Source organism: Vibrio sp. Vb1980 (assembly GCF_033338615.1).
Classification (GTDB): Bacteria; Pseudomonadota; Gammaproteobacteria; order Enterobacterales; family Vibrionaceae; genus Vibrio; species Vibrio alginolyticus.
Genome location: NZ_JAWOSZ010000012.1, coordinates 28,610 through 46,433, shown reverse-complemented (window position 1 = coordinate 46,433; position 17,824 = coordinate 28,610). Strand labels below are relative to the sequence as shown.

The window sequence follows — 17,824 nt, the reverse complement described above, 5'->3', positions numbered from 1 at the left end:
GAGCCATAAGCTCGGTCTTCTTGTTTTAGTTAGTAAGCCGCTGTACTAACCCACTCGCACGAGTGGTTTTCACCTTAATGCCTCGCTTCAGAACATTAAGTTCGGCGTAAAGAGCTAAACGCTTTTTCGCGCGGGTAATGCCTGTGTAAATCAACTCACGGGTTAATATCGTGCTAAAGTCTGGTGGCAAAATCATCAGGGTGTAATCAAATTCACTGCCTTGCGATTTATGGATGGTCATAGCGTAAGCCGTTTCATGTTCAGGTACTCGGCTTGGCAAGACCGATTTCACACTGCCGTCAGGTAACTCGAAAAAGACTTTCAAACGCGGTTCTTCTTCACTGTCATCTCGCATGCAAATACCAATATCACCGTTATACAAACCTAAACCGTGATCATTACGCGTAACCATGACGGGTCTGCCGTGATACCAAATTTCATCCTGAACTTGAATGAACTTGCGCGCCGCGAGCGCTTTCTCGATGCGTTGGTTTAGCCCAGCCACACCGAAGTCACCTTCACGGATCGCGCACAGCAATCGGCATTGGTTGAAGGTATCTAACACTGCTTTGGCTTTGTGCGTTAGCGACTCTAGCTCTCCGGTTTTAGGATCGGTTTCCTGTTGTCCAATGCGTTTGAGGTAACGACCGTATTCCTGCACCAACGTCTGCATCATTTGGTTGTAATGTTGACTACTTAGCGCGAAATGTTCGATGTCAGAAAAGTCACGCGCCCAGACGTTATCTACGCTCGCAGCAGAACCTGAGTTAACCGCTTTTGCCAACTGACCAATGCCTGAGCGAGCGTCAAATCGGTAGCTCTTTTGCAGCATACATAAACTATCGGCAATGCTAGATGCACTGTTACCCGTATGGGCTAAAGTATCGAAACCCGTCAGTTTTGCGATGGCTGACGCCTGCTCTTTGCCATAACCCAATGCATGGAACGAACAGATATCACCCAACACAGCCCCAGCTTCAACTGATGCAAGTTGATCTTTATCACCTAACAAAATCAGCCGCGCATGTTTCGGTAAGGCATCGACCACTTTGTACATCATTGGTAAATCGACCATCGACGCTTCGTCGATAACTAAAATATCCAAATGCAGTGGATTTTGCTTGTTGTGACGAAATTCTGCACTATTAGGAATCGCGCCCAGCAACCGATGTAAAGTGCTCGATTCAGTCGGAATTTTGGCTTTTAGCTCCGGAGAAACTGGCAGTTCTTGCACCGCTTTACCAATGGACTCGGTTAATCGCGCCGCCGCTTTCCCCGTCGGGGCCACCAGCTTGATGGTTAGATTTTTCTCTTGCGTCGCCTGTTCAATCAAAGCAGCAAGCAATTTGGTTACTGTCGTCGTTTTACCCGTACCAGGGCCACCAGAAATCACAGCAAATCGACGAGTTAACGCAACCGCCGCCGCGACTTTTTGCCAGTTCACACAAGCTGAGAGTGGCACGAGTTCATCCAGTGTTTGCAAATCTTGAACCTTGCGCGCATTGCTAAGCACGGAATCAATCGCGTGCCAATCCAACGATTCGCTTGCGACCACATCAAGGTGATCACACACCAATTGTTGACGCAACACTTGGTTGCTGCTTCCCGCTTCTACTGCTTTGCCCAACGCGTTAAACAGAAAATGGTATTGGCGTGCGAACAGATGGTTGAGCAACTCCGATAATCGCGCAAACTCTTGTGGTTGCAAGTTAACTGCGGCGCCCAGCTGATTGAGCTTTTCCGCCAGTGTCACTTCATAATGCCAATAGCGATGCAGATACAGACGCTCACCATCGAACATTAAAGGCAAGGCTTCTCCTTGCGCGCCGACCACGCTGGAATTTTGTAATACTTGAATCCAGTCTATGCCTTGCAACTGTGTGTTAAGCGCCAATGCCGACTCACCAAACAGCCCTAGCTTACTGGCTAAATCCGTAGTTTGCCCTTGTGCATCGCACAGAGACAGACAGATATGTCCTTTACCAAGCTCACTACTGACAACACCAGCGATAAACGCCAGTGCTTGGCTGTCCGACTGTTCATCATGCGTTTGAGAATCAATAAAACAGGCGAATTGGTAGTCGAGCTGACGAATAGCACCTTTGTGCGCCAAGCGTTCCAACACTACCAATAGGCTATCTTGGTCAGAATGAAGATTGTGATTTGTCGTCATTAAAGTAGCTCCATCTGCCCGGCTTGAGTTGAGCGCGTTTCAAGTACTTGACCATCAATCAAACGATCCATCTCTTGTAAGAACTCGAAAGTTGGTTTCGCGGCAAAAATGCCGTGGTCACTCTGCCCATCCATGCCGCGCAAGAACAAGTAATACACGCCACCAAAGTGCTGTTCATAATCATAATTGGCCAATCGGCTGCGTAGGAAACGATGCAGGGCTAACGCATAAATCTGGTACTGCAAATCGTAGCGGTGATCTGCCATCGCCGATTTCAGAGCCTCACCATGATAGTGCGTCACATCGTCGCCAAGATGATTCGATTTCCAGTCAAGCACGTAGTATTTACCTTGATGTTCAAACACCAAGTCGATAAAACCTTTGAGCATGCCTTGCACGGTTTGGAAACCTAAATCCCCCGCTTTCGCCGACAACGGATCGTGACGTTGAATGACTCGGTTTAACGCCGGTGCAGACAAAACTTCAATCGGCAGCAAAAATTCCATCTCCACCAAACGTTGCGACGGTGCTTTTTGATTCAGCAGCAAAGACTTACCATCCAACGGCGTTGCGAGTACGGTATCAATCAATTGCTGTAAAATAGGTAGCCACTCTTCATCGAGCTGTTCGCTTTCCATCAAGCCAAGGATGATTTGTGTATTCTCTTCCGTAGTGGCTGGCTGAGTAAATTCAACTTCCTCAAACAAGCTGTGCAGGAACGTACCCGGACGCGCACCACGAGGGAAGGTAAAAATAGAGCGCTCTGGCTCCACCAAATCCGCTTCGTCTTGCTCTTCAGATGAGTCGATATCAAAACCCGTAATCTCAATCGTGGCATCATGCTCGGCGTGATGAGAGCCTTGCTTGACCAAGCCAGAATAACTGGTGATGCGCCAGTTTCTATCGATAGGGTTTTGCAGCTCTTTCGCGCTAAGATCGTGTATTTCTTCTTGTGGCGCTACGTACTTCTCTTCGAGTTGCTGCGGCGGATCGGCCACAACGACACAATCAAGCTCGTCTTGTTGCTTTGTTAAACCTTGTTGCAAATCGTTAATGCCACCTTCTTGACCATTTTGAATCAAATAGCCAATCGCACTGCGGTGTACACCAGTTGGCTCTTTGGTCGAACGGCCATTGCGCAAAGGTGAGGCACCGATAAAACACGCATACACAGCTCGCGTTAGTGCTACGTATATCAAGCGTAAGTCTTCCGCCAAACGCTCTTTATCCGCTTGCTTCATGGACGCATCGTTGCCAGTAATATCCAGTACCGTGCGGTCATTGGCTGCATCGTAATATTTGGCTTCACTGACTTCTCGATAGCTGAACACAAACGGCAGAAATACGAGGTCATACTCCAAGCCTTTTGATTTGTGAATAGTTACGATCTGCACTAAGTTACGTTCCGATTCTAAACGTTGGATTTGGTCATCACTGCCACCCAAACCGTTTTCCGCATCACTGATAGACTGAGCGAGCCAACGCAGTAGACCGTGATCGCTGTCCAGTTCATTACTGGCTTGTTGAAGCAGTTCACCGATGTGCATTAAATCGGTAAGCACTCGCTCACCATTTTCACCCTGTGAACTCGCGCCTTCTTCTAGTAATCGCTCGGCAATATGGCGTTTGCTGATCACCGCCCGCAGCATCGGCAGCACACCACGCTGAACCCAAAGTTTGCGATATTCTTTGAATTCGTTTACGGCGTTTTCCCACACAATTTCATCGTTATTAAGTGCATCCAAACTTGCTGCATCAAGGGCAAACAGCTCAGAGGCAAGACTTGCACGCAGCGCACGGTCATTTTCTGGAGTCAGCACCGCTTGCAGCAAACGCTGTAGATCCTGCGCCACTGAACTGGTAAACACACTGTCTCGGTTAGACAGGTACACGCTGGCAATGCCTTGTTCAGCCAGCGCTTGTTTGATCATTCGACCTTCACTACCTGTTCGAACCAACACCGCGATATCGCCCGCTTGAACCGCTTTCTGTTTTTCGCCATTCACCAGACACGCTTGCCCCTGTTGAGCCTGCGTCAAAATAGTTTGGATTTGGCTTGCAGTCGCCTCTGCCATTCGAGTCAAATACTCGCCTTTTGGTAGCGGTTTATCGTCCGCTTCTTGCAACCAATAAGTCAGCGCCGGTTGCTTTTGGCCACCCATAGTCCAAATGCGTTTTTCGGCATTGGGACTGTACTTAACGGGTAAGAACGGAATATCTGAATCATAGATAAATGGACTGTCTGGCAAAGCAAATACTTGGTTTACCGCCTGCACCATATCTGCGCTAGAACGCCAGTTGGTTCCTAACGTATAGTGGGCACTTACTTGGTTACGCGCTTTGATATAAGTGAAAATGTCTGCGCCACGAAAGCCATAAATCGCCTGCTTGGGATCACCGATCATAAACAAACCACATTCCGGATTATTCAGATAAATACGGCTGAAAATACTGTATTGAAGCGGGTCGGTATCTTGGAACTCGTCAATCATTGCGACGGGATACAAAGTACGAATACGCGCCGCTAAAAGCTCGCTTTCGTCCGTATCGATAGAAGCAGAAAGTTGCGTCAGCAAATCATCGAAAGAGAGCCACTGTTTTTGATTTTTCGCGTTGGCCAGCATTGCACGACAATGCTCAATCGCATGAGCAAGCAGTGGCGCTTTTAAGCTGATTGGATTGGCAAGAAATGTTTCAATGGCTTCAAATACCGCATGCTGCGGCGCACTGCCTTTCGGTGTTTTTTCCAACAAGACGTTTTGCGCGAATTTCTCCAGCTTGTCTGGATAATCGTAACCTGTAGTTTCCGTTGCAGCCCAAGCGCTTACCGCCTCCAACCACGTCGGCAGAGACTTTTTGTTGTAACTTCTCGGATTTACATCTGAAGACGAAATCAGCTTTAAGAAGTCATCTTGGCTTTCTCGCCACTGTGCTTTTAATTCATCAATTTTTTTCAAATTTTCAGTATGAAGATCAGCCAAACTGCCTTTCATTGCTGGAACAGAAAGGCTTAACGGCGCACCAGTTAAGTAATTGCTGATGTCAGACAACAACGCAGATGGAGAGCTCCATAGCTGGCGAATTTCTCCAGCCAAGGTAAATGGCAACGGGTAGAAATTGCGGCGCCAGTAATCGGCTACAACTTGCGCTTTTAGGTGACTTTCATCGGTCACAAACTCGTTATTAAATCGGCTGCCAGATTCAAACGCATTTTGCGTTAGCATACGTTGGCAAAAACCGTGAATGGTGTAGACCGCCGCCTCGTCCATCTGACGCTCTGCCTGCAATAAAATTTCTGCGGCTTGCTTGTGATCGTCAAACTCATTAAGCAAAGGTTGGATCACCGGGTCGGAACTCTGTCCACGCGCAAACGCGATTCGCGCATCATGGATTCTTGCCCTGATACGATCGCGTAATTCCGCAGTTGCCGCTTCGGTAAAGGTTACAACCAGAATTTGGTCGACCGTAAGCGGTACGCGATGTCGAGTTTCCGCGCTGCCATGACCAAGCAAAAGACGCAGATATAAACCTGCAATAGTGAAGGTTTTACCTGTACCTGCTGATGCCTCGATTAACCTCGCACCGTGCAGAGGAAACGTCATCGGTTCTAGTGGCGTTGGTTGAGGTTGCTCTGTGCGGTCTAACGTATGTAGAGGGCACTCTGCACCTGACATTTGATCCATAACGCTGAATCTCTCCGGATTATTTACTAGGACGTATCACCTAATAAATGTGATCTATAGTTAAAAATTCTATTAATATGTTTAACAAGTTGGATAATTTAGAGCTTTGTGAGATCTTTCTCACGGTTATCCATAAGACGTACCGTTAGTATGCGCCCCACGAGATAAGCCAAACCTTTTTGGCGGCACAACTCAAATGAATTAAACAAAAGTATCATGGTCCCTCTGACCTTGTGGCCGTACAGCGAACGCCCTACAAAAAATAATGATTTTCTGGCGGCCACCCTACTCTTCCTTCTCTTTATCCAGCTGTCTTTATTACGCTTTTACATCATCAGCGTCTTGAACCGCTAAGCGCGCACCTTGCAGTACTAATGCTGTCAGCAAACGAACTTCTGAGGCCAACTCATCATTCCAAGCAGGCCAAATTCGAGAGATGTACGCATTACTGCCTTCGCCCGGGCTCATGAAGCCATCATTGAATGCGTCAGCCATTTTCTTCAAAGATTTCTCTTCGTAATCTACCCACTGACCGCGGCTAAAGCCCGCTTCAACACAAGCCAACGCCGTTTTCGGGAAATAAGGCAAAGGCTTAGTCATGCCTTCGAAAAATAAGCGAACTAATTCAGTCAGTAGCTGTTTGGCATACTGCGCATCGGCAATTTCTGGGTAGATCAAATGCAGCGCGCCTTCTTTACGATCGTAACCAATGATGTGAGTTTTCTTAGCATGACCCGACGCCGACATGGCAAGGTGATCGATCCACGCAGCAAGGTAATCCTGCGAGCGAATCTTACCGCTTCTATAGCGAATCAAACCGGATTGGTAGCATTGAGTCAGCCAACCTGTTAGGCGAACGTTTTTCTCTTCGCCTTCATTTCGCTCAAACAAGGAATCAAACGTCAGGTCGATTTCCAAATCGTCTTGAGGCGCACCAGATAAAAACGCCAGTTTATCCACCAGCTCTTCCGCCTGAACTCGGTTAGTTTCAAATTCGATATCACCAAACGCCCCCACCGGCAGTTTGCCTTGCGCGCGCTGTTGACTCATAAAGTGTTTAAGTACCTCTGTTTTTTTCTCTGGCTGCATCAATGTCGTTTCAAGCAAGGTTTCTAACAGCTCATCACGCATTTGATAGCTCTCCAAACCACCTAAAACAAAGGGTTCGTCGTCCTCCATCACCGGTAGTGGCGGTTCAAAGATTACTTTTAAACGACGATTGAAAAAATACTGCACAGGTAAGCGCCAGAAACGTTGCAACTCGACTAAGTCGAGCTCAAGTGGGAACGTCGCTCCTAACAGATAGTCGTCTAATGCCCGATTAAAATCACGACGAACATAGCCTTGCGATTGACTACTTTGAGTTAATGCCGCTGGAATCCACTCTTTCGCGTAGCTGGCGTGCATGCCTTGGAACGCACTTGGGCTAAACGGCACCATGGCGTGGGTATTCACCAACGCATTTAATAAGTTGTCGCCAGACTCATCAACGGGCAACGCTTCATCACCACTTAAACAATAGTTTTGGTGGCAGTATTCCATCAGCTCAGAAACCAGAACCGAAGGTACTCGCTCGGTATTGTCTTGGATTGAACGGCCAACATAACTGATGTAGAGCGTTTGCTGTGCCGATAGCATTGCTTCGAGGAATAGGTAACGGTCATCATCTCGACGCGAACGGTCGCCCGGTTTGGTTCTTCCGGTCATCAAGTCAAAGCCTTCTGGCGGCATGGAGCGTGGGTACACGCCGTCATTCATCCCCAGTAGACAAACGGTTCTAAACGGAATAGAGCGCATCGGCATCAGGGTACAAAAGTTCACTTGACCAGCCAGGAAGCGCTGGCTGACTCGTGTGCCAGATAATTTGTTTTGAAGGTATTGGCTGATGATCGACGGCGACAACGCATCATCAAATGCGGCATCAGCTAATTGCTCTTTGAGTTGGCTGAGCGTATCGCGAATGGATTTGAGCGCCATTTCGCCTTCTAACTCAACTGAGAAGAAGTCATCCAGCAGTGAAACCAAAGTCTCTCGCCAACCATCAATAGTCTGAACATGAGAAAGTTTGCTTCGATAAGTGCTAATTTGTTGGATAAAGTGTGCCAACTTGCCCGCCAGCTCTGCACCCATGCCTTGCACTTCGTTGTACGGAGATAAACTGCCTTGCTCGGTTTCAAACAAACCTGCGGATTCTGGCATCGCGTAGCCAAGCAACATGCGTTGAATACCAAATTGCCATGTGTTTTGACGGGTTTCCGGCAGTTCAAATTCGCGTCCGGTATTGGCATCCAACCCCCAGCGAATCCCCGATTCCTCAACCCATTGTTTGGCTTGTAAGAAATCATCTTCGCTGAGTTCAAAACGCTTTAATATCGCCGGAGTTTCCAAAAGTTCGAGTAGTTCTGATGCCAAACAGCGCGTATTGGGTAAGTTCACCAACTGCATAAATGCGGCCAGAATTGGGCTCTCTTGATCGGCGGTTCGGTCAGAAATCGAATAGGGAATAAAACGCTCACCCGGTGCGTTACCAAAGACCGCCTGAATCGCAGGGCTGTAAGCGTTGATGTCCGCGACCATCACGATAATATCGCGCGGTTTTAACGTTGAGTCAGCATCGAACATCGCCAATAGTTGATCATGCAGCACTTCCACTTCACGCATCGGGCTGTGACAAGCGTGTAGGCTCAGTGATTTATCACCCAAGCTAACCACTTGTTTGTGATGACTGTTTTCAATCTGTTGGTCATCTTGATGTTCTTCAAGATTGAGAATATCCGCTTGCAATTGATGGAGCAGACTGTCGCGCTCAACATCAACAAAGGCTTCAATTTCATGAGATTCCAGCTGAGACAACAGATACATATTGTCGCGCCCGAGTTTACCCATGGACGCCAACAGACTGTTTCCGACCACATCGGTGTGCAGCTCATCGATCACATTATCTTCCAGTGATCCTTTCAGTTGCTCAGTTTCACCTTGCACTTCCGAGTGATCGTCCTGCCACACAACGTGCTGACGATGTTTCGCCGCCAAACGAGCCAGATATTTGCGATCTCGAACTTCACCCCAGTAATAACGACAAGGGTTAGTGAACATCAGATGCACGTCGATGTGTTCGCCAATTGCTTTTAGCGCATCCATATAGCGAGGCGGCAACGAAGAAATGCCAAAAACAAACAAACGCTTGGGTAAATGGTCAAAATTGCCGTTAAAACTCGCTAACGTGTCGATAAAGTGCTCATAAAGGTTGGCACGGTGATATGGAGACTGCCCTAACGACACAGTGTGATCATACAACGCTTGCCATAAGATCGGCTGCCACGGATGCTCATCTTCCAACTCTGCCACACTCTTCCCGGCTTCCCAACTTGCGATCCATTCCGGACGATACACCAAGTAACCATCGAAAATATCGGCAATTTTCTCAGCCAGCTGATACAGCTTAGAGTGGTCACTGTCATCTTTGAGGTACTGCGCTAACGGCGAAAACACCTCTTGGTTGAGAAGCCCCGGAAGCAAATGCATCAACTTCCACGTCATCGCTTCTTTGTTAAACGCACTGCGTTTTGGCACGTCTGGCAATACCTGCGTAAACATTTCCCAAATGAAAGTCGCAGGGAGCGGAAAATCAATGTTCGCGGCAACACCAAACTCTTTGGCCAATTCCATTTTTAGCCACTGGGACATGCCTGGACTTTGAACCAGAATTTGTTCTTTTTCGAACGGGTTTTCCAGCGGACTGATTCGAATCAGTTCGACAAGGAGTGATTTAAGAACGTCAACTTGGTTGGAGTGATAAACAGTAAACAAATTGGGAATACCGAGCGCCGATTGAAACTGTTAGCTAGCTTAGCACAGCCCCATTTAAACCCGCAGTGATCTCGCGTTCGGAAAAAACAAAAGGTTATATATCACTCAAATAGAGTATGAATCTTCTGAATTTTCACATGTCAATCAAGTCTGACACTTCCATACAAAATGTGACATTCGTCGCAACTATTCCATAATAAAAAACACTGTTTTATACTCCCTCTACCCATAATTTATAAACAAACAAAAAGTATGTTTCGCAAACTGTCTTCCAACAGCGCTTGGCTGATTGCTTTTTTTGCTTGCTTTGCAGTGTACCTGTCGATCGCTTGTTATCCTTTTGTGTTGTCTAACAATCAGAATGAACCGCTAACCTTGTTGCAAGGTTACTATTTGGTTTCGACTCAATATGGCTGGCTGGGCTTGATCGCTCTTCCATTTATGTTGTTGAGTTTATTGCTCTCTTTTCTACCGACTCGAGCATTCAAAGGTATCGTGATCGCTATCGCGATCTGTCTATTGATCATGTTTAAAGTCGATATCCTCGTTTTTCAGCAATACAAACTTCACATCAACGCCCTATTAATCCGTATGTTTTTCGAAGGTGGCGGTGATGTCTTCGATATTTCTTGGATGAGTTGGCTTATCTTCGTCAGTGAAGTTGCCGTTCTGGTGATCGGGCTCGCCTGTACCGTTTGGGTAAGTAATCAACTGTCAGAAAGCCGAGCTAAGTTCGTTTTGATCAGCGTTTGGTTTGCTGTATTGCTTAGCACACAGATGATTCATGCGTACAAAAACGCACTTTACGACGATGAAGTCAGTCAGTTTTCGAATAACTGGCCACTTTACTACCCGCTGACGGCTCGTAAATTTATTTACAAACACGACCTAGTGGATGAGAACATTGCATCGAAGAACCGCGTAGAGTTAACCAACATTGAACGTAGCTCACTCAACTACCCGCTTGCGCCGATTCAAGTGCAAAGCAAAGAGAAACAGCCCAATGTTTTGTTTATCTTGGTTGACGCGTGGCGCTACAGTGATGCGACGCCGGAAGTCATGCCAAATGTCAGCAAGTTCGCCGAAAAAACGATGAATTTCACACAACATATGAGCGGCGGCAACTCAACTCAAGCGGGTATTTTCAGCCTGTTTTACAGCTTGCCCGCGACCTACTGGGAAAGCTTTTACGCAAGTCAACGCTCTCCTGTGTTTATGGATACGCTGCAAGCAGAAGGCTACCGCATGGGCATTTTTGGCTCAGCACCGCTCACCAGTCCGCCACTCTCTCGCACGGTATTCAAAAAAGTGTCGGATTTGACCCTGAAACAAACTGGGGAAACAGCTGTCGAGCGCGATCAGCAGATAACAGACAAGTTCATCGAGTTCCAAAAGCAGGACAGCGACAAGCCGTACTTTGGTTTTCTGTTCTACGATGCCGCCCACGGCACGGTGTTTCCTGAACCTGAATTTGCGAAATTCAAACCATACTGGGAACGCGTTGACCACATTTTGCTCAACAACGATTTTGACGCTTCGCTTTACCACAATCGATACAAGAACTCGTTGTACTACATCGACAGCTTGATTGGTGATGTGCTGAAAAACGTCGACTTAGACAACACCATTGTGGTGATTTCATCAGATCATGGTGAAGAGTTTAATGACCATAAGATGAACTATTGGGGCCACACGGGTAATTACAGTGACGTTCAAGTGCATGTGCCTCTTTACGTGTACATGCCAAATCGTCAGCCAGAGCAAGTTGATTACCGCACGACCCATTTTGACGTCGTGCCAACCATGATGAATACGCTGTTTGACGTTCAAGGCACAACGAGTTCATACAGCGTTGGTCATAATTTGTTTGATAGCTCTGCCTCTCGCGATTGGTATATTGCAGGCAGCTACTACAACTATGCATTGGTCGGCAAAGAACTGATGCTTGTGGTCAACCCTGGCGGGCACTCTCAGCAACTGAATCGCCAGTTAAAAGTCGAGAAAGAACAGAAAGTTCCTGTCGATATCATTCGTCATTCTCTGGATGAGATGTCGCGATTTTACAAAAAAGGCTAGCGTCCAACATCGACGCCGATTGAAATAAAAAAGCCTCTTGGTTGTAAGACCAAGAGGCTTTTTCCTATCTGCTATTTAAGCGTGATGAGCGTGCATCAAGCGTGGCTGAATCAACAAGTTGTTGATGTATTGTAAGGCCACATAAGAGACAACAAATGTTGCCACAATCAACTCAAGACCAGCTAAGCCTCGCACTTGTTGAACATAGTGCGCAGCCAATCCTTGCAACTCCATCCAATTCGCCATTTTAAACAGCGCCGTCGCACCGATCACCATCGGGAAGGTAAACGCTGCATAGCCAGGGCTGAATGGCAGTCTAAGCAATTTAAAGAACGCGAGATATATGATGGCTGTCATCAATACCGCGATACCAAATAGCATAGCGATGATCACTGGTGATGGTGTCGCAGTGACCGTTAAGTACCCTGCCAATGATAGACTTGCTGGCGCCGCCATAATTGCCATGGTTGGTTTTGCTGCATCCGGAATTTCATGGGTAAACATGAAACGGTAAATCATCATCGGCAACATGATCGCGTACGCCACCATACCAAACATCAATGCACCTTGTGCCACTGGTGCTAACATAGGGTTGCCAGAGAAAGACACATCCGCAACGATGATACCCACAGGCGGTACAAACCAACTAGGAACCATGTGGTGCAATTCAAAATCTTTGGCGCGATGGTAAACAAAGCTCACCAAGAATACGATGTGCAAAACCACCGCAATCAGCCAAAGCGCATCGCCAGCTAATGGGTAAAAATGGCCGAGAGAGTTCGATACCACCATAGTGCCCATCGCAAATGTCGGAACCACGCTGCCCACAACCGGATGAGCAAGATCTTGTCTCAATAGATGATTATGTAGCAAAAACTTGGTTGCCAATATAGCCAACAATATGCTCGCGATACCCGCACTAATCCACTGTCCGTAGCCATGTAATTCGGCGAAGTTTTCCCAACTCCAGCCCAAGCTTGCAATACCAAGAGCCAAACCCGCCATTGGAGTTGGCGCTCCCATTACTTTTGCTTTTGTTCTTTGAATCATGATGACCTCAACCAGACTCACTCTTGATGAGACGTATAATACGCTTGCACTTCGTTCCGATATATCTAATTATTTAAAACAAACGTTCAGAATTACTTAACGGTGGGGTATGGCAAGTCACATTTCTCTTAAACAACTGAAAGTGTTTACGACGATCACGCAGCACAAAACGCTCACAGCGGCTTCTGATAGTCTCTTTTTATCGAAAGCCGCAGTGAGCATGGCACTCTCAGAATTAGAAAAGCAGATCGGCCATCACTTATTTGATCGTGTTAATAACCGACTGATTTTGAACCAAGAAGGTCAAAAACTACTGCCACTGGCGGATGAATTACTCAACCGAGCCAAGGACATCGAGAGCATTTTCGATGGTGACCAAGCGCTATCGGGCCAACTTCGCATTGGTGCCAGCGACACCATTGGCAACCAAGTCGCGCCCTATTTGCTTAGCGAATTTCGTCAGCAAACGAACCATCGTTCTCAAAGTCTGTTCATTTCTAACTCCGCACAAATCTGCGACATGCTGACCGATTACGAGTTAGACATAGCCCTCATTGAAGGCAAAACACTTCACCCTGAATTGCAGTCTACCCAGTTTAGCGAAGATGAAATGTGCGTGATTTGCGCGCCCAATTCCCCAGCCGCGCACGAAGGGCCAGTAAACTTAACCGAGCTAGAAAACAGTGAATGGATATTGCGAGAGGCAGGCTCTGGTTCACGCGAATTTTTTATGCGCGTTGTCGCGCCGCGCTTGGAACATTGGCATGAAGCTTTTCAGCTCAATACCACCGAAGCGTTGATCAACTCAGTATCGGCAGGGTTAGGCTTGGGCTGTTTGTCACGTTTGTCTGCAGAACCTGCTATTCGTGACGGCCGCGTAAAACTGCTCGACATGCCTTTAGATATGAAACGTCGCTTCTGGTTACTGGTTCATAAAGAGAAATATCAAAGCCCATTGCTCAAAACGTTTATCGAATTTTGCCAAGATTGGGAGCGACCAACAAACCTTCCTTTGGCGGACAAATCCGCAAAGTGAAACCAAGATAGTTTAAATGCTAGTCAGTTAGTTGTACGTGTCTCTCATTCTGAGGCTTGTCGCTAGACTTGATTGGTCAAAAACTGTATAAAAAGCCAGTATCAATACACCAAATTAGGGGACCAACCATGGCTGTAATCGTCAAGTACGTGGTAGAACGCAATGGAGAAGAGAAAATGACTTTTACCTCTAAAGCGGAAGCTGACGCATACGACAAAATGCTGGATATGGCAGACGAGTTATTCTCACTGCTGGGTAAAAGTGAACTTCTAGAAGACGAAGGTAAGCAAGAAGATCTTGCAATGTTCCTTGCGCAAAACAAAGAAGAAGTGCTTTACGCTCTTGGTGCAAAACGTAAACCTGCACCAAAAAAAGCAAAGAAGCTTGAAGCTGTTGAAGAAGATAGCGAGCAAGAAGACGCTGCATAAGCCTCTTATTTGTTTAGAAAAAACGTCGCATTATGCGGCGTTTTTTTATTCCTTCCGTTTATCTCCATATATCTCTGAGAATATAAAGAACCGATTTAATATCCCAAATTGCTCTAAATTTCATGTTGCGGATTAGTGTGACTTAGATCTAGTCTAAATGGGTCCGGTGATGGGGTGCCACCGGAATCGAAAGATTCGAACCGCTGTTAAAGCTAATGACTCCTACAGAAACGAAAACAGGTCAGCCCTGTTGGAAGTGCTTTCGCTTATGTTGTGAAAGCAAGAGTTCTGTAGTGAGCAATTCAACTCTTCTCCAACCCCGCTCCTGTTTTCTCAAAAATTAAAAAGATATCCAAAATAGTTGTTAACTCAACAAGGCGACAAACGCATGAACCTCCTGAACATAGTTTTCTATTTGATGGAGCGAATAAGAGCAGTCAACGCCGTTGAGACTGACAAATAGGCTGGATATCGTACACTGGGAAAACATTATGCAATATTCACACGAAATCCAATCAATGTGCCCGATTCAACGCGGCGAGCTTCATGCATCTGCACCGATCCCTGTTGAAGGCGCAATGATCAATCCAAAAGACGTTATCGCGATTTCTGGTCTTAGCCACGGAGTTGGCGCTTGTGCTCCTCAACAAGGCGCAGCAAAACTGACCCTTAACGTCAAAAACGGCATCATCGAAGAAGCTTTGATCGAAACGATCGGCTGTTCAGGCATGACTCAATCAGCAGCGATGGCCGCAGAAATCCTAACAGGCAAAACCATTCTTGAAGCACTGAATACCGACTTGGTATGTGATGCTATTAACGTCGCGATGCGCGAAATCTTCCTTCAATTTGTTTACGGTCGTACGCAATCTGCTTTCTCTGAAGGCGGCTTAGAAATTGGTGCGGCATTGGAAGATCTTGGTCAAACTCAACGCAGCCAAGTGGGTACTAGCTACTCAACCAAAGCAAAAGGCGTGCGTTACATGGAGTTGGCTGAAGGCTATGTAACAAAACTCGCGCTAGACGAAAACAAAGAAGTGATTGGTTACCAATATCTCAACCTCGGCAAGATGATGAAAGCCATCAACGAAGGCGTATCTGCTGCAGAAGCCGCAGACAAAGCGACGGGGACTTACGGTCGTTTTGACGAAGCCGTAACTACCATCAACCCACGCCAACAATAATTGCCACCAAGAGGAAAGAGATTATGAACACTCCAATTACTGAATCTGTACGTCGCACATTAGACGAAATGCAACTTTCTTCTCTGGAAGAGGCTTACCAATACTGTATGGATCGTGGTATCGACCCTAAAGCACTAGTGATGGACACTCAACCTATCGCGTTTGAAAGCGCTGCCGATGCCTACACGCTAGGCACTGCTTTGGCGATTTTCCGCGTAGCAAAAACAGCTGAAGAAGCTGCAAACATCATCGGTGAAGGCCTTCAAGCCTGCACAAAACCAGGCAGCGTCGCAGAACAACGCCGAGTGGGTATCGGTCACGGTGCATTGGCGGCTCGTCTATTGAATGAAGAAAGTGGCTGTTTCGCTTTCCTTGCGGGCCATGAGTCATTCGCAGCGGCAGAAGGCGCTATCAAAATCGCATTGAACGTGAACAAGTCACGAAAAAATCCGTTGAAAGTTATCCTAAATGGCTTGGGTAAAGACGCCGCTTACCTAATCTCACGCATCAATGGTTTCACTTACGTACGCACTCAGTACAACTACCAAACTGGTGAGTTAGTGGAAGTAGAACGTCGCCGTTTCTCCCAAGGTCCACGTGGTGAGATCCTTTGCTACGGTGCAGACGATGTGCGTGAAGGCGTGGCTATCATGCATAAAGAACAAGTGGATGTGAGCATCACTGGTAACTCAACCAACCCGACTCGCTTCCAACACCCTGTAGCAGGCATCTACAAAGCAGAACGTAACCGTGAAGGCATGCCTTACTTCTCTGTGGCATCAGGTGGTGGTACTGGTCGTACTCTACACCCAGACAACGTGGCGGCAGGTCCTGCCTCTTACGGCATGACAGATACCTTGGGTCGCATGCACGCCGATGCGCAATTCGCGGGTAGCTCTTCAGTACCAGCACACGTAGCGATGATGGGCTTCATCGGTATGGGCAACAATCCAATGGTAGGGGCAACGGTTGCACTTGCAGTAGAGGTCGGTGAGCTAAGCCTCTAAGTCGATTTATCGCTTTACTATCCAAAGTCAGTAAATCCAACAAACCCAGTGTAGGGGGAGTGACTTCGGTCCTCCCCTTATTTTTTTGCGATGCTCCCTTCTCCCACTTCACTGTGTCTCTGCCCAAAATCGGCCTGATAAGGCTTTTGCGACACATTTCTCATCAGACAAACATATCTCTAAAAAGACAAAAGGTATCCATCTACGGACTTTCTCCATTTCCCCTCTTTAAACTCCCCAACACTCTCTTTATGATGACCGACAACTTAATTATTTCTTGTCAGTGAACAGACGAGACACAAGACTCAACACATGGAGATCAACTATGGCTTTCTTCTCTCTAGCCTTTGGTACGGCAACTAAAAACCGCGACGGCAAAATCATCGAAGCGTTTTTCCCAAACCCAGTTCTTAACCCAAGCGAAGCGCTTGTTAACGCACTAGCAGCAGTAGCAGGTTATGAGCAAGGCAACCAAGCTATCGAGATCTCTGCAGCACAAAGCGCAGAACTGGCAGCAGCATTTGAAGCAAACGGCGATGCGGCAAACGCTTCTTTCGCAGCAAAAGCAGCAGAATCAGCACAACCACTTGTACTGGTTATCCTTGCAACTGACGAGCAGCCACAAAGCGTTGCTGAAGGTTTCCTAAAACTTCAACTTATCTCTAATCGCCTAGTTCAACCACACGGTACGGTACTAGACGGTATCTTCGGTCTACTACACAACATCGCATGGACTAATGAAGGTCCAATCGACCTACCTGAACTAGCAGAGCGTCAAATCGAAGCTCGCCTAGCGGGTCGTGCACTAAGCGTAGATTGCGTAGACAAGTTCCCTAAAATGGTGGACTACGTGGTACCAACTGGCGTTCGTATCGCTGACACTTCTCGCGTACGTCTTGGCGCACACGTTGGCGAAGGCACAACGGTAATGCACGAAGGCTTCATCAACTTCAACGCGGGTACAACAGGCGTGAGCATGGTTGAAGGTCGTATCTCTGCTGGCGTAGTGGTTGGTAACGGCTCTGACATCGGCGGCGGCGCATCTATCATGGGTACGCTATCTGGCGGCGGTAAAGTTGTGGTTTCTATCGGTGAAAACTCTCTACTAGGCGCGAACGCAGGTCTTGGCTTCCCAATGGGTGACCGTTGTACTATCGAATCAGGTCTGTACGTAACTGCTGGTTCTAAAGTGCGCATGCTAGATTCTGCAGGCCAAGAAGTAGAAGTTGTGAAAGCCCGCGATCTTGCTGGTGTTTCTGACCTACTGTTCCGTCGTAACTCTGTAACAGGTCAAATCGAGTGTCTTGCAAACAAGAGCGCGGTTGAACTGAACAGCGAACTGCATAAAAACAACTAATTCATTCGTGAATTAGCCCT

General features: G+C 47.2%; 10 protein-coding genes and 1 riboswitch. Of the genes, 6 read left to right on the top strand and 4 right to left on the bottom strand.

Annotated elements, in window-relative coordinates; translation table 11 throughout:
• Window positions 1-25: 25 nt before the first annotated feature.
• The 3 genes from recD to recC form a co-directional block, all read right to left on the bottom strand.
• Window positions 26-2,173: an exodeoxyribonuclease V subunit alpha gene (recD, locus tag R7F64_RS16970; protein WP_005391718.1), complete on the bottom strand. Its 2,148-nt coding sequence runs from the start codon at window positions 2,171-2,173 to the stop codon at window positions 26-28.
• Window positions 2,173-5,847, bottom strand: coding sequence for an exodeoxyribonuclease V subunit beta (gene recB / locus R7F64_RS16965; protein WP_318071931.1), 3,675 nt, complete (start codon window positions 5,845-5,847; stop codon window positions 2,173-2,175). The genes recD and recB overlap by 1 nt, the downstream gene beginning before the upstream one ends.
• A 327-nt stretch (window positions 5,848-6,174) precedes the next feature.
• Window positions 6,175-9,666, bottom strand: coding sequence for an exodeoxyribonuclease V subunit gamma (recC, locus tag R7F64_RS16960; RefSeq protein WP_238975028.1), 3,492 nt, complete (start codon window positions 9,664-9,666; stop codon window positions 6,175-6,177).
• A 252-nt stretch (window positions 9,667-9,918) separates the two neighbouring features.
• Between recC and R7F64_RS16955 the strand changes: the two genes are divergently transcribed.
• On the top strand, window positions 9,919-11,742 hold the full coding sequence (locus R7F64_RS16955; protein ID WP_318071920.1) for a DUF3413 domain-containing protein: 1,824 nt from the start codon (window positions 9,919-9,921) through the stop codon (window positions 11,740-11,742).
• Window positions 11,743-11,817: 75 nt separating this feature from the next.
• Here R7F64_RS16955 and R7F64_RS16950 read toward each other — a convergent pair whose 3' ends face one another.
• Entirely contained in the window at window positions 11,818-12,792 is a 975-nt protein-coding gene (locus tag R7F64_RS16950; protein WP_017636010.1) for a TDT family transporter, read from the bottom strand.
• Window positions 12,793-12,901: 109 nt separating this feature from the next.
• On the opposite strand from R7F64_RS16950, the gene R7F64_RS16945 reads away from it, so the two are divergent.
• From R7F64_RS16945 to dapD, 5 genes are all read left to right on the top strand, one after another.
• Window positions 12,902-13,828 carry a LysR substrate-binding domain-containing protein gene (locus R7F64_RS16945; RefSeq protein WP_017636009.1) on the top strand — a complete coding sequence of 309 codons (927 nt, stop codon included), beginning with the start codon at window positions 12,902-12,904 and terminating at the stop codon, window positions 13,826-13,828.
• 128 nt (window positions 13,829-13,956) lie between these two features.
• Window positions 13,957-14,256 carry a YebG family protein gene (locus R7F64_RS16940; RefSeq protein ID WP_005380208.1) on the top strand — a complete coding sequence of 100 codons (300 nt, stop codon included), beginning with the start codon at window positions 13,957-13,959 and terminating at the stop codon, window positions 14,254-14,256.
• 156 nt (window positions 14,257-14,412) lie between these two features.
• Window positions 14,413-14,488: riboswitch (Fluoride riboswitch) on the top strand.
• A 259-nt stretch (window positions 14,489-14,747) separates the two neighbouring features.
• Window positions 14,748-15,440: an iron-sulfur cluster assembly scaffold protein gene (locus R7F64_RS16935; RefSeq protein ID WP_005391710.1), complete on the top strand. Its 693-nt coding sequence runs from the start codon at window positions 14,748-14,750 to the stop codon at window positions 15,438-15,440.
• 23 nt (window positions 15,441-15,463) lie between these two features.
• Window positions 15,464-16,447, top strand: coding sequence for a GGGtGRT protein (locus R7F64_RS16930; protein WP_005391709.1), 984 nt, complete (start codon window positions 15,464-15,466; stop codon window positions 16,445-16,447).
• A 325-nt stretch (window positions 16,448-16,772) separates the two neighbouring features.
• Window positions 16,773-17,804, top strand: coding sequence for a 2,3,4,5-tetrahydropyridine-2,6-dicarboxylate N-succinyltransferase (gene dapD, locus R7F64_RS16925; protein WP_005391708.1), 1,032 nt, complete (start codon window positions 16,773-16,775; stop codon window positions 17,802-17,804).
• The last annotated feature ends 20 nt before the right edge of the window (window positions 17,805-17,824 follow it).

Excerpts from the sequence above, each read along its gene's own strand:
- R7F64_RS16930 (WP_005391709.1), top strand. The coding sequence starts at position 15,464 with ATGAACACTCCAATTACTGAATCTGTACGTCGCACATTAGACGAAATG.
- R7F64_RS16935 (WP_005391710.1), top strand. The coding sequence starts at position 14,748 with ATGCAATATTCACACGAAATCCAATCAATGTGCCCGATTCAACGCGGC.
- R7F64_RS16940 (WP_005380208.1), top strand. The coding sequence starts at position 13,957 with ATGGCTGTAATCGTCAAGTACGTGGTAGAACGCAATGGAGAAGAGAAA.
- R7F64_RS16945 (WP_017636009.1), top strand. The coding sequence starts at position 12,902 with ATGGCAAGTCACATTTCTCTTAAACAACTGAAAGTGTTTACGACGATC.
- dapD (WP_005391708.1), top strand. The coding sequence starts at position 16,773 with ATGGCTTTCTTCTCTCTAGCCTTTGGTACGGCAACTAAAAACCGCGAC.
- recD (WP_005391718.1), bottom strand. The coding sequence starts at position 2,173 with ATGACGACAAATCACAATCTTCATTCTGACCAAGATAGCCTATTGGTA.
- R7F64_RS16950 (WP_017636010.1), bottom strand. The coding sequence starts at position 12,792 with ATGATTCAAAGAACAAAAGCAAAAGTAATGGGAGCGCCAACTCCAATG.
- R7F64_RS16955 (WP_318071920.1), top strand. The coding sequence starts at position 9,919 with ATGTTTCGCAAACTGTCTTCCAACAGCGCTTGGCTGATTGCTTTTTTT.
- recB (WP_318071931.1), bottom strand. The coding sequence starts at position 5,847 with ATGTCAGGTGCAGAGTGCCCTCTACATACGTTAGACCGCACAGAGCAA.